Here is an 11,723-nt window from a genome sequence, read left to right as displayed (position 1 = left end):
GCTCAGCAACTTCAGAAGCTTGCCGGTCGTCAGCGCCGTCGCCAGCACCGCGTCTCCAGCGATGAGCCGGGTTATAGGGGCAGGTGTTTGACCTGTAAAGCCCGGAAAATGACAAAACTGACTTTTTGTAGATTCGCCGGATCAAGCCGTGTGGATAACTCGCCCAAGACCCTAAGGTGTTGGGGCGTCTGCGCGTAATAGGCCGTCCTGTTTCAGTTCGGTCCAAAGCGCGCGCGGAATCGGATGGCGCATGGATTCAATGTTGCGGCCGACCTGGGTGGGATGCAGCGCGCCCGGAATCACTGATGCAACCAGCGGATGGTGCAGCGGGAATTGCAGCGCAGCCGCCGCCAGTGGCACTCCGTGCCGTGCGCATACCGCCTCTATGCGGCGCACGTGCTCGGATTCTGCCGGGGATGGTTCGTGATAATTGTACCTGGCACCCGGCACCACACCGGTCGCCAGAATGCCGGAGGCGAACACGCCACCGATGATGAGTCCAACGCCGCGTTCCTCGCACAACGGGAATTCTTCATCCAGCACCGGCTGCTCGGCCAGCGTATAGGGCAGCGCGACGAGGAAGAAATCGAGATCGAGCAGATCGAGAAAGCGCGGAATGGTGCCCAGCCGGTTCACCCCTGCCCCGATGGCCCCAATCAGCCCATTGGCTTTCAGCTCCTGCAGCGCCCGCATTCCGCCCGTCGCCAATTGGCTCAGATGCGCCGCCAGCAGTGCCTCGGACCCCATATTGGCCAGATCGAGATCGTGGATCAGCAGCATGTCGATCCGGTTCATGCCGAGTCTTTGCAGACTATCCTCATAGGAGCGCATCACCCCGTCATAGGAATAGTCGTAGTGATGTTCGAACTTGAGCCCTTGGGGCCAGGAGCGTTGCGTCTGGGCAAAAGCCTCAGGATCGGCCGGGGCGGTGAAGATGCGCCCTACCTTGGTGGAGAGCCGAAATTCTTCGCGTGGTTGATTGAGCAGGAAACTGCCCACGCGGCGCTCGCTGAGGCCGCGCCCATACCACGGCGAGGTATCGTAATAGCGCACGCCCTCGGCCCAGGCGGTCTCCATGGTCGCAACCGCATCGGCTTCGCTCACCGCCGTGAACAGATTGCCCAGCGGCGCGCCGCCGAAGCCGAGCTGCGGCAGCGTCACGCCGGTGCGGCCGAGTTGGCGCTGTTGGAACGGGTCCACCGCCTAGGCCGCGAACTGGCCGAACGGCACCGGGACCGGCACGATCTGTGCCAGCAGTTCCTCGATCTCGCGCGCTGTCACCGGGTCGATCGCCGTTGTTGGGCTGCGCACCATGGCCGTGCGGATGACGCCGCGACGGACCAGAAGCTGCTTGTGTATGTAGTAGAAGATATCGCCGCCCTGGTTGCCCAGCCGGTTGATGGCCATGATGGTGCGGTCGAAATGGTCTCGCGCTGTAGTCTCGTCGCCGGCGCGGAACGCGTCCCAAACGGCAACAAAATCAGCGGGTTGGCTGCAGAATGGCATGGTGCCAAGCGCGCCGCGGCGCATTTCCTCGATGAAGTAGCTGCCGCCGGCGCCGCCGAAAATGGTCAATCGCTCACCGGCGACGGCAGACATGGCGGCCACCTTGCTGGTCACCGGCAGGGTTTCGACCTTGATATATTTGACGTTTTTGCAGGCGTCGGCGATGCGCAGCGCCAAGGCTGGCCCCACTGGCCCCTGCGGCACGTCCTGCAGGATGATCGGAATACCCACATTGCGGTCGATGGCCACGTAACAATCGAAGATTTCCTCGGCGCTGACCGGCATGAACGAGGGGGGGATCACCATCAGCGCATCGGCACCCGCGGCCTCGGCGGCACGGGAATAAAACACCGCAAGATCGGTCCCTGCTGCGCCACTATTGATAACAATCGGGCAACGTTTGGCGGCGCTTTTGATCACGCAGCGCGTCACCTGCTCGCGCTCGGCTTCGTTGAACTTGAAAATCTCGCTGCCGAGCGCCACGCCCAGTCCATGCACGCCGGCGGCAATATTGAATTCGACCAGATTGACGAGGCTTTCCTCGTCAATCCTTCCGTCTGCGAAGAACGGAGTGATGAGGATGGGGACGACGCCATGCAGCATTGGGAGGGACATGAAAACTCTCTGAAAAAATGGGGCGTCAGTCGGCGTGGAACATTTCGTCAAGCGGCTCCTGCCAGGGCGAGAAATCCGCATTGGTTTCCATGTAGGGCGCCATCATCTCCCACCACTTCCACACGATGGGATCGATCGGCGCACCGGGCAGAGGCGCGTGGTCCAGCTCCTGATAGGCGAACAGCAGCAGGCCATAGCGATAGATGGAGAAATTATGGGTGCCGTTGCGCGCCATCAGGTCCAGCATTTCGGGCCAGATCTCGTCATGCTTGCGCTTGTAGATCGTCTCGTTGCCCGCCTTGAGCTTCATCACCCATGCATGCCGCATCGTTTTCCCCTAAGCCGCAACCGGTTGGGCCAGCAGCGGCCAGTCGCCCAGATAGCCGATACGCCGGCTGACCGCGCCGCAGGCCTCGTTGAGCATCGCCACCTTGGGCAAAATATCGTCACCCGGCGCCTTCACCGATGGTCCGGTAATGCTCATCGATCCTGCCGGGTGCCCGTTGCGATCGAGGATCGGCACCGAGACGCAATAGACCCCGATCACCACTTCCTGGTCGTCGATCGAATAGCCGCGCGCCTTGATGCGCACGAGTTCCGCCTTGAGCACGTCGAGATCGGTGATGGTCCTGGCCGTCAGCGCCACCAACGGCAGTTCGAACACCTTGGCCTGCTCGGACGGCGCCATATAGGCCAGCATCACCTTGCCGGCCCCGCCGCAATGCATCGGCCCGCGCGAGCCGATGCGCATGTCGAGCTGCATGCCCTCATTGCCGCGCACCTTGTCGATGCACACACCATTGCGCCCGCTCAGCGCATTGAGGTTGACCGTCTCGCCTGTCGCCTGGGCGATCTTTTCGGCATAGGGCCGGGCCAGCCGCGGCAATTCGATCCGCTCGAGCTGGCTGCCGGTGATCTCCAGCAGCCGGAACGACAGCTCCCACTCGCCATCGGCGGTCCGCTCGGCAATGCCCTCCTCCTCAAGGTCGAGCAGCAGGCGATGCACCGAGCCCAGTGGCAGAGCCAATTGGGTGGCGATGGCACGCACCCCCAACGGGCTCTTGCGCGCCAAAAGGTCCATCACCTGCACTGATCGCTTGATGCTCGACATTGAGACTGATTTTCCCCGCTACCAGAACTTCTTTTCGAGGGCCAAGGGATCGATCAGGTTGTCGTCGATATAGTCCCACTCGATTTCATAGCCCATGCCGGGGCCGGTGGGCATGTGCACGTAGCCCTCGGAATCGATCTTGTCACAGGTGTTCTTGAGGTAGGGATGCGGCGCGTCATAATCGACGCCGGGCGCCAGCAGGCCCTTCTCGTAATATTCGGATGTGTCTTCCGAAGTCGCGCCGATGACCTGCAGATTGCCCCAGCCCGCCATGTGCATTTCGCAGCGCAGGCCATAGGCCTCGGCGACGATTGCCGTCTTGCGCGCCCCGGTAATGCCGCCGCGCACCACGTCGATGCGGCTCATGTCGCCGGCGCCACGCAGAATCCACTCGGCGCGCGAGAACACGCCACCGGCAATGATCTCCGGCGACAGGATCGGGATCGAGAGTTCGCGGCTGAGCCGCACGTAGCTTTCGACCCGGTATTCGGGCATCGGATGCTCGTACCAGTAGAAATTGAGCTTCTCCAGCTCGCGCCCGACCTGGATGGCTTCTTCCATGCTCATATACGTCCCCCAGGGATCGAACATCAGCACGTAGTCCGGCCCCACGGCCTCGCGCACCAGATGGCAGGTCTCGATATCGGCCTTGATATTGCTCGGACGGCCGGGCGTCGGCTGGCCGGTCTCGGGGTTCCAGAAGTAGTGCGGATGGATCTTGTAGGCCTGGTAGCCCTCGTTCTTGCAGGCCAAAGCATGCTCGGCATAGACGTGCGGCTTGCCGATATTGGGATAGGTGGAGGCGTAGGCTTTGACCTTTTCGCGCCCGGCGCCGCCCATCAGCTTATAGACTGGGGTATTGAAGGCACGGCCCGCCAGATCCCACAGCGCGTTGTCGATGACGCTCGCGACATTTTCGGGCGTATTGTTGATCCACAGCCACTTCCACACCATTTCGCGGTCGAGCGGGTCCTGCCCCTTGAGCAGCGGCAGGATGCGGCCGCGGATCATCTGCTGGTCGACGATATTGAGCCCCTCGGCATCGCCATGCGAGCCGCCGCCCAGGTAATAGCCGGTCACCCCGGCATCGGTCTCGATTGCGAGGATCGTCTGCATCAGGTCAGCTTTGGGCACGGGCAGCGCATGGCCCACGTCCCAGCGATCGGCATAGGTGCGGAAAGTCTTGATGCGGATATCGGTGATTTTCACGGCAATATGGCCTTTTCGAACGAAGCTTTGGATGGATTATTCGTACGCGTCGCCGCCACGGAAGCGGTCGAGCAGGACGGCCGCCAGAAGCAGCAGGCCGACAATGATGTTGACGTAGTATGGGCTGATCGAGCGCAGATCGAGAATGTTGGACACTCCCGCCACCGCCAGCAGCCCCAGCGCGCCGCCGATCGGATTGCCGACGCCACCACGCAGGATCGAATAGCCGCCGATCATCAGCGCCGCATAAACCTGAAATTCGAGGCCGACGCCGGTGGCGCGCGCAGCGCTGCCCAATTGGCCGGCGAACACGATGCCACCGATGCCGCCGCCAAAGGCGCTCAGCAACAGCGCTACCACCCGCACGCGGTTGACGGAAATGCCAGCGCGCGCCGCGGCACGATCATCGCCGCCGACGGCCTGTATATGACGGCCGAGCCGGCTTTTGGACACCATGATCGATGTGAGCAGCGTCAACACTGCGGCAAGCAGGAAGAACAGTGGCAAGCCGAATACGGACTGATTGACCAGCGCGAACAGGCCCGGATTGAATGAAAAGATCGATCCCTGCGGTCCCAGCAACACCCAGGTGATGCCGCGCAGGGCCACCAGCATGCCCAATGTGGCCGCGATCGCCTCGGCCCCGAACCCCACAATGGCGATGGCATTGATGCCGCCGAAGAAGAGGCAGGCCAGCAGCGTCACCGGGGCGGCCGCCCATGGGTCCCAACCCAGCGTCAGGAACGTGGCAAACAGCGCCGACGAGAAGCCCACCATCGAGCCGATCGACAGATCGACCACGCCCGATAGCAGCGCGAAGCCCGCAAAGGCACCCACGATCAGCGGGACGACCAGAAACGAGCCCATGATGCTGATATTGCCGAAGCTCAGGAATTTTGGTCCGACCCAGATCAGCCCCACCGCCAGCACCAGGATAAAGGTCAGCGCGATGCTGGCCACCGAGCCGGTCAGCAGGTCGCGCACCGGGTGATGGGGAATGACATAGGCGTCGCGCTTGGCGGCAAGGTCGGTCATGGCGTTCCTCTCCGTGCGCGCAGGCCATCGATGGCGACCGCGATGACCAGGATCAGGCCCTGGAAGATCGATTGGGTGTCCGAGGACAGCCCAAAGAACACCAGCGAGGTCGGAATGGTGGACAGGAAACCGACGCTGAGCAGCAGCATCCAGAAATTGCCGCGCCCACCGGCCAGCGAAATCCCCGCCAGGATCACCCCGGCAATGATATTGAGCTGCATGGCACTGCCGGAGCCCGGATTGAATGGTCCGCTGGTGGCAGCGAACAGCACGGCGGCGAAGCCAACGAAGCCACCGGCAATGGTGAAAACGGCGAACCGCGTCGCCTTGAGCGAAATCCCCCGCGCCCGCGCCGCCATGCGATTGCCGCCGACCGCGGTCGCGCGCCGTCCATACCGCGTGCGCGGCAGCATGAAGCCGACCACCAATACCAGCGCCACCATCGGCCACCAGATCGCCGGCAGTCCGAGAAAGCTGGCGCGGCCGAAGGCATAAATCTCGCTGCGCTGCGGCACTTCGGCGAGCTGGAACACCAGGAACAAAGCCGCGAGGCCGATGAAATTGGTCGCCAGCGTCACGATCACCGGATTGAGCTTGGCGAAAACGATGATGCAGGCGTTGAAGGCGCCCCACGCCATGCCGGCGAGAATAGCGCCGATGATGACCACTAAGAGCGGCATGCCGGCTTCCGACAGCCGGACCACCACAAGACTTGCGGTGATCATGCCGGCGGGCTGACTGAGGTCGATGAAGCCGCCCGAAATGGCGACCAGCCCCTGCCCGATCGACAGCACGCCGACGATCGACATGGTGAAGGCGACGGCCAGCAGCGTCTGGTGTGAGATGAAGTCGGCGCGGTAGATGCCGGTGGCTGCGATTAGCAGCAGCCACGCGGCGATGAGCATGAGCCCGGTGCCCCAACCGTGGAACCGCACCTGCAGCACCGTGGCTGGCGGGGAGGCAACAATGGTTTGATCGAGGGACATCGGGCTACTCGGCTTACTTGTTCGGGCAGAACAGTTCGTACTCGGTGGTCCCAGAAGGGGCCGCGAGCAGTTGCGTCACGCGTTCAGCCATGTCCGGCACCGCCTTGGCCTGCTCGGCCGAAACCGGGCATGGCTGCACCTTGGATGCCGGATCGCCCGCATCGGCCTTGAGCGGGGGAACAGTGTCTGCAGCGATCGGCCCGATCACATCCTTGATGGCGTAAACCGCATAGCCTTCGAGGAAGTAGAACACCGAGCCCGCAAGGTGCGGATTGACGTTGTCGCCGGTGATGAAGGCGCCGTCCTGGCCCCAGCCGATCACGCCATCGGCGCGGCCAAGCTGTTCGGCGGCATTGATCAGCGACAGCACGCCGCCGTCATTGAGACCGACCACGGCCATGTTCTTGGCATCGGGATGAGCGGCGAGCAGATCGCGGGCCGCCGGCAAGCCAACAGCAGCATCACCCTGGCTTTCGAACGACACCCACTTTTCATCCGGAATATCCGGGCACACTTCCTTGAGGCCGGTGCGCATGCCGCCAGTGCGCCATTCGTTGACGATGCCGGCCGAAGCGCCTTCCGCCGAGATCACCAGGTCCGGATTGCAGTCCCACTTGGCCTTGATCACCTCGCCGAGCTGCTTGCCGCCGGCAATACCGGCCGCAAGGTTGTCGATGCCGACAAAATACATGCCGGGATCGGCGATATCATAGGTGACGACCGGGATATTGGCGGCCTTGAGCACGGCGGCGATCGCCGGGTTGGACGACGGCTGGCCATTGAACTGGATGACCGCGTTGACGCCTTCCTGCACAAAAATCTGCGCATTCTTCAGCGCCGTTGCGGGATCGTTGTTGTTGGAGAGTTCGACATAATCCCAGCCGTTCTTTTCGGCCAGCGCGCGGGCGACGTCGCCCTGTGCCTTCATCCATTCGCAGCAGGTATTGCCGCCAACGGCCATGCCGAGCTTGAATTTATCCTGGGCCGAGGCCGTACCGGCAAAGCCGGTTGCGGCAAGTACGAGTGTAAGCATCATCATGGCGATGACGCGCAGAGACCGACGCAGCATGGGTTCCTCCTCAAGGGTGCGATAGTCCGATGTCCGCCTGCCGGTTGATCCGGTTCTGGGCGGGATTTAGGCGGTAGCGAGTGTCGCGGCCTCCTCCTGATGATCGCCCGGAATGGCTCCGGTGATCAGGCCGACGATTTCGGACACCTGCGTGTCCTTGACTGTGCGCGTGGCAATCGAGCGGCCCAGCCGCATCACGGTGATGCGGTCGGCAACGGACATCAATTGCTGCATATTGTGGCTGACGATGATCACGCTGACGTCCTGCTTGCGCAGTTCGCGGATGACGTCGAGCACCTGACCGGTTTCGCGCACGCCCAGCGCCGCGGTCGGCTCATCGAGGATGACGATACGACGACCCCAGAGCAGCGCGCGGGCAATGGCAAGACACTGGCGCTGGCCGCCCGACATGCCTTTGACCGTCACATTGATCGAGGGAATTTTGACCTGCAGGCTGTCGAGCACTTCGCGTGCCCGCTGCCGCATCTGCTTGTCATCGACCAGGTTGAAGAAGCGGGCGACCGGGTTCTTGGAAATCTCCTCGCGGCCCAGATAGACGTTCTGATAGGCGGTCATGGTGTCGACCAAAGCCAGGTCCTGGTAGACCGTCTCGATCCCCGCATCCATGGCGTCCTGCGCGCGGCGCAACTGGATCGGCGCACCATCGACCAGCACTTCGCCACTGCTGGCGCTGACGATACCGGACAGGATTTTGAGTAGCGTCGACTTGCCGGCGCCATTATCGCCGACCAGCCCCAGCACTTCGTGCCGATTCAACGTCAGCGACGCATCGGCCAGCGCGATCACGGCACCAAAATGCCGCGCGATATGGCGTGCTTCAAGCACAGGCTGAGCTACCGGATCATTCATGAGTACGCCTCCTGATGTTCCATATTTGGAACACTCGTACCATATATAGAACGCTAGCGTGCTGGGAGGCTGGGTGTCAAGGCACCTGTAGCGTCTCAGACCAACGACTAATAGGACCAGCTAGACGACGGCTTCCAGCACGTCGCGATCGGCCAGCGTCATGCCGAAACCGGGTGCCTCCGATAGCCGAAGCTTGCCGTTCTGCGGCATTGGCTCGCCCTCGAACAGGTCGCCAAACACCGGCATGATGGTCTGCCCGTCGGGGCTGGCGGCCACATATTCGCAAAAGGCCGGCCCCGGCTGGCTGGCGATGAACTGATACGAATACGGCCCGCTGCCATGCGGCACGACCGGAATGTCGTACGCCGAGGCATGCGCTGCGATCTTGAGCAATTCGGTCATCCCCCCGACCCACATCACGTCAGGCTGCACGATATCGAGCGTGCGCTCCTCGATCAGCCGACGGAAGCCGTAGCGGGTATATTCGTGCTCGCCGGTGGTCCATTTGAGTGTGGGATGCGCGTGCTTGATGGCGCGGAACCCCTCGATATCCTCGGGCGACAATACCTCTTCCCACCAATGGATATTGAGATGCTTGCAGGCTTCCGCCAGCCGGATCGCATAGTCCACCGTCAGCGACATGTAGCAATCGACCATCAGCGGATAGTCGGGCCCTACCGTTTCGCGATGCGCCGCGAGGAACGCCACGTTCGCCCGCAGCCCTTCCTCGCCATCGAAATGGCTATGCGGCAGCGGCACTTTGGCGCCCCAGAAGCCGAGGGCCTTGATGGCGTCCGGCGCCGGGCCGGTGCAGTAGAAGGTGATCTCGTCGCGGCTGAGCCCACCGATCAGATTATAGACCGGCTCGTTCCGCACCTTGCCCACCAGGTCCCACAGCGCCAGGTCGACGGCACTGATCGCCATGATCGGCAGCCCTTTGCGGCCATAGGGCAGCGAGGAGCGATAGAGCTGGTCCCAGATCAGGTTGAGATTGCGCGCATCCTGGCCCACCACGAACCGCGCAAAATGGTGCTTGATCAACCATGCCGCCGGCGCGCCACCACTGCCGGTCGCGACCCCGACCGTGCCGTCCTCGGTTTCGATCTCGACCACCAGAGCACCCAGCACGCCGATGCCCCAGCTCGACCGCTTCTCGCGGAACGCCGGATAGCCCGACATCGGATTGGAAATCAGCGAGTCCACCAGCCAGTGATTGGACAGGCCCGGCTTGAAATAGGTCCCGGCCTTCGCCGATGGCTTGATCGTGTAGACCCGCAGATCCTTGATGCGGAAGGCCGCGCTCATGGCAGCAGGAACACGCGCTTCAGCGCTACCTGACTGGGCACGTTATTGGCATCCGTCTCCATCACGTCGGCCATATGCTTCCACCACCGCTTCATGATTTCGGTCTCGGGCAGCTTGTCCATGGTGTGATCGTCGGTGCGCGTCAAAATGCCGAATAGGTGGTGGGTCTCGGGATCGAGCCAGATCGAATAATCCGACACGCCGGCATCCTTGAGGGCCTGCGACAGCTCGGGGAAAATCTCGTCGTGGCGCTTTTCGTATTCGGCGGCCTGGCCGGGATTGAGGTTCATGCGGAAGGCGATGCGTTCTGACATTGTGGACCTACTGAAGTTTGCCGGCTTCCATGGACTGGATGGTGGTGTCGCGAACATGTTCGAGATGGGCGCGATAGGCGGCCACCGCTGCCGCCGCATCGCCCGCGACCAGCGCGTCGGCCACCGCGATATGTTGACTGACACTATGCGAAATCACGCCGGGCACTTCGCTGGCCGTCCGCCGCACATCCAGCCCCATGTCGTACAAGACCTGCGCCAGCGCCGATAACAGCTCGTTGGCCGCGCCGCCGTTGATGGCTTGGTGGAATTCGATGTCCAGCAGGCGGAAAGCCACGGGATCGTGCTCGAACGCCTTGCCGTCCACCGCCAGCTTGTGGATGCGCTGCCGCAGTTCGGGCGAGGCGCGCAGGGCACAGAGCCGCACCAGTTCCAGATCGACCACGGTACGGGCCTCGAACTGCTTGTGCACGTCATAGTCGGCGACCGACAGCATGGTATTGAACGGCGCGACCAGCCGTGTGGGCGTCAAGTCAGTGACGGTGTAGCGCCCGCCCTGCCGGCTCACCAGCACGCCCATCAGCGTCAGCGCCTTGAGCGCCTCGCGCAGCGGCGGCCGCGAAATGCCGAAGGCGATGCCCATCTGCGCCTCAGTGGGCAGCTTGTCCCCCGATTTCAGATTGCCGCTCTTGATCATCGCCATGATGCGGTTGGCGACCTGCTCGGCCAGCGACTTGCGGTCCAGCGCGACACCGCCAAAATCCTGGCCGCCCTCATCCACCAGGCCATCGCCCGGTTCAAAACCGCCTTCGAACACTGATGTCACCGGTTTGACCATGCTGCCCCTAGAGCCCGAGCCGATAGAAGCTGTTGGCATTGTCACGATAGATTTTTCGCGTGTCCGCCTCGCTCAGCCCCAGGTCGGCGAACGCCTTGTCGAGCACATCCACCCAGCGCGGCAAGGTCGTGGCCTGCAGGCATACCGGATAGTCGCCGCCATAAATGGTCCGCTCGACACCGAAACTTTCCAGCGTCGCGGCAATGAACGGGCGAAGGTCGGCCTCCGTCCAGGTCTTCTTGTCGGCCTCCACCGGCAGGTCCGACAGCTTGATCCACAGGTTCGGATGCCGCGCCAGCTCGGCGACATCGTCGCGATATTGCGCGATTGCCCCCTCCGCGATTCCCGGCTTGCCGCAATGATCGAGGATCAGCCGCACATTGGGAATGCGGCGGACGAACTCGCGCACGATATCCATCTGCGTATGATTGACGTTGATCTCAAAGTGATAGCCGAACTTTTCCAAGAGGTTCACACCCTCGACAAAGTCCCGGCTCAGCGTCAGCGCCCGCGGATCGGCATCGAACTCGACGATACGGCGAATGCCGCGCACCATCGGATGCTTGCTGGCCATCTCCTCCAGCATCGGCTCGACCCGGCTGCCCCATTCCAGCGGCGCCATCGGCACGATCGCCTTGAGGCGCTGGTCGCGCTGCGCCTCCTCTTCGACGAACTCGATTTCCTCAAGATACTGCCCGCTGGTCGGCGTGAAATCGGCATAGCATTCGAGGAACACCATGGCATCGACATCGACGCGGCCGAGCGCCGCCGCATAGTCCTCGATGTGATGGTCGCGGCCGAAAATCGGATGACCCTTGAACCCGGTATAGCTCAGCCGGCTGTGATCGAAGATGTGCAGATGCGTATCGATGATGGGGAAATTCGGCATTGGTGACGTCCCACTTCC

13 protein-coding genes are annotated in these 11,723 nt (G+C 62.5%); all 13 read right to left on the bottom strand.

Annotation, left to right across the window (positions count from 1 at the left end):
- Positions 1 to 171 precede the first annotated feature (171 nt).
- Positions 172 to 1,200, bottom strand: a complete 1,029-nt coding sequence (locus JWR51_RS16140; RefSeq protein WP_299749643.1) for an aldo/keto reductase — start codon at positions 1,198 to 1,200, stop codon at positions 172 to 174.
- A gap of 3 nt (positions 1,201 to 1,203) precedes the next feature.
- The gene (locus tag JWR51_RS16135; protein WP_299749639.1) at positions 1,204 to 2,121 is read right to left on the bottom strand and encodes a dihydrodipicolinate synthase family protein; all 918 of its coding nucleotides are present in this window, start codon (positions 2,119 to 2,121) and stop codon (positions 1,204 to 1,206) included.
- Between the two features lie 25 nt (positions 2,122 to 2,146).
- Complete coding sequence (locus JWR51_RS16130) at positions 2,147 to 2,449, bottom strand: L-rhamnose mutarotase (protein WP_299749636.1); 303 nt, start codon at positions 2,447 to 2,449, stop codon at positions 2,147 to 2,149.
- Positions 2,450 to 2,458: 9 nt separating this feature from the next.
- Positions 2,459 to 3,232 carry an IclR family transcriptional regulator gene (locus JWR51_RS16125; RefSeq protein WP_299749632.1) on the bottom strand — a complete coding sequence of 258 codons (774 nt, stop codon included), beginning with the start codon at positions 3,230 to 3,232 and terminating at the stop codon, positions 2,459 to 2,461.
- Between the two features lie 18 nt (positions 3,233 to 3,250).
- Positions 3,251 to 4,441, bottom strand: a complete 1,191-nt coding sequence (locus JWR51_RS16120) for an enolase C-terminal domain-like protein (RefSeq protein WP_299749629.1) — start codon at positions 4,439 to 4,441, stop codon at positions 3,251 to 3,253.
- Between the two features lie 36 nt (positions 4,442 to 4,477).
- On the bottom strand, positions 4,478 to 5,476 hold the full coding sequence (locus JWR51_RS16115) for an ABC transporter permease (RefSeq protein WP_299749626.1): 999 nt from the start codon (positions 5,474 to 5,476) through the stop codon (positions 4,478 to 4,480).
- Entirely contained in the window at positions 5,473 to 6,462 is a 990-nt protein-coding gene (locus JWR51_RS16110) for an ABC transporter permease (protein WP_299749623.1), read from the bottom strand. Before JWR51_RS16110 ends, JWR51_RS16115 begins: the two co-directional genes overlap by 4 nt.
- 13 nt (positions 6,463 to 6,475) lie before the next feature.
- Positions 6,476 to 7,531: a sugar ABC transporter substrate-binding protein gene (locus tag JWR51_RS16105; RefSeq protein WP_299749620.1), complete on the bottom strand. Its 1,056-nt coding sequence runs from the start codon at positions 7,529 to 7,531 to the stop codon at positions 6,476 to 6,478.
- A gap of 66 nt (positions 7,532 to 7,597) precedes the next feature.
- Positions 7,598 to 8,401: an ATP-binding cassette domain-containing protein gene (locus tag JWR51_RS16100; RefSeq protein WP_299749617.1), complete on the bottom strand. Its 804-nt coding sequence runs from the start codon at positions 8,399 to 8,401 to the stop codon at positions 7,598 to 7,600.
- A gap of 120 nt (positions 8,402 to 8,521) precedes the next feature.
- On the bottom strand, positions 8,522 to 9,706 hold the full coding sequence (rhmD, locus tag JWR51_RS16095) for an L-rhamnonate dehydratase (RefSeq protein ID WP_299749614.1): 1,185 nt from the start codon (positions 9,704 to 9,706) through the stop codon (positions 8,522 to 8,524).
- On the bottom strand, positions 9,703 to 10,020 hold the full coding sequence (rhaM, locus tag JWR51_RS16090; protein ID WP_299749611.1) for an L-rhamnose mutarotase: 318 nt from the start codon (positions 10,018 to 10,020) through the stop codon (positions 9,703 to 9,705). The genes rhmD and rhaM overlap by 4 nt, the downstream gene beginning before the upstream one ends.
- 7 nt (positions 10,021 to 10,027) lie before the next feature.
- Positions 10,028 to 10,816, bottom strand: coding sequence for an FCD domain-containing protein (locus JWR51_RS16085; protein WP_299749608.1), 789 nt, complete (start codon positions 10,814 to 10,816; stop codon positions 10,028 to 10,030).
- A gap of 7 nt (positions 10,817 to 10,823) precedes the next feature.
- Positions 10,824 to 11,705 (bottom strand): amidohydrolase family protein, encoded by an 882-nt coding sequence (locus JWR51_RS16080; RefSeq protein WP_299749605.1) that lies wholly within the window; start codon positions 11,703 to 11,705, stop codon positions 10,824 to 10,826.
- Positions 11,706 to 11,723 lie beyond the last annotated feature (18 nt).

The sequence above is a fragment of the Devosia sp. genome (genome assembly GCF_028290625.1).
Classification (GTDB): Bacteria; Pseudomonadota; Alphaproteobacteria; order Rhizobiales; family Devosiaceae; genus Devosia.
Note: the sequence above shows the minus strand (reverse complement) of the source record. Positions and strands in the feature narration are given on the sequence as shown.

Bases quoted from the DNA above. Each gene is read 5' to 3' on its own strand.
- JWR51_RS16100 (WP_299749617.1), bottom strand. From the start codon at position 8,401: ATGAATGATCCGGTAGCTCAGCCTGTGCTTGAAGCACGCCATATCGCG.
- JWR51_RS16110 (WP_299749623.1), bottom strand. From the start codon at position 6,462: ATGTCCCTCGATCAAACCATTGTTGCCTCCCCGCCAGCCACGGTGCTG.
- JWR51_RS16125 (WP_299749632.1), bottom strand. From the start codon at position 3,232: ATGTCGAGCATCAAGCGATCAGTGCAGGTGATGGACCTTTTGGCGCGC.
- JWR51_RS16135 (WP_299749639.1), bottom strand. From the start codon at position 2,121: ATGTCCCTCCCAATGCTGCATGGCGTCGTCCCCATCCTCATCACTCCG.
- rhmD (WP_299749614.1), bottom strand. From the start codon at position 9,706: ATGAGCGCGGCCTTCCGCATCAAGGATCTGCGGGTCTACACGATCAAG.
- JWR51_RS16085 (WP_299749608.1), bottom strand. From the start codon at position 10,816: ATGGTCAAACCGGTGACATCAGTGTTCGAAGGCGGTTTTGAACCGGGC.
- JWR51_RS16105 (WP_299749620.1), bottom strand. From the start codon at position 7,531: ATGCTGCGTCGGTCTCTGCGCGTCATCGCCATGATGATGCTTACACTC.
- JWR51_RS16080 (WP_299749605.1), bottom strand. From the start codon at position 11,705: ATGCCGAATTTCCCCATCATCGATACGCATCTGCACATCTTCGATCAC.
- JWR51_RS16115 (WP_299749626.1), bottom strand. From the start codon at position 5,476: ATGACCGACCTTGCCGCCAAGCGCGACGCCTATGTCATTCCCCATCAC.
- JWR51_RS16130 (WP_299749636.1), bottom strand. From the start codon at position 2,449: ATGCGGCATGCATGGGTGATGAAGCTCAAGGCGGGCAACGAGACGATC.
- rhaM (WP_299749611.1), bottom strand. From the start codon at position 10,020: ATGTCAGAACGCATCGCCTTCCGCATGAACCTCAATCCCGGCCAGGCC.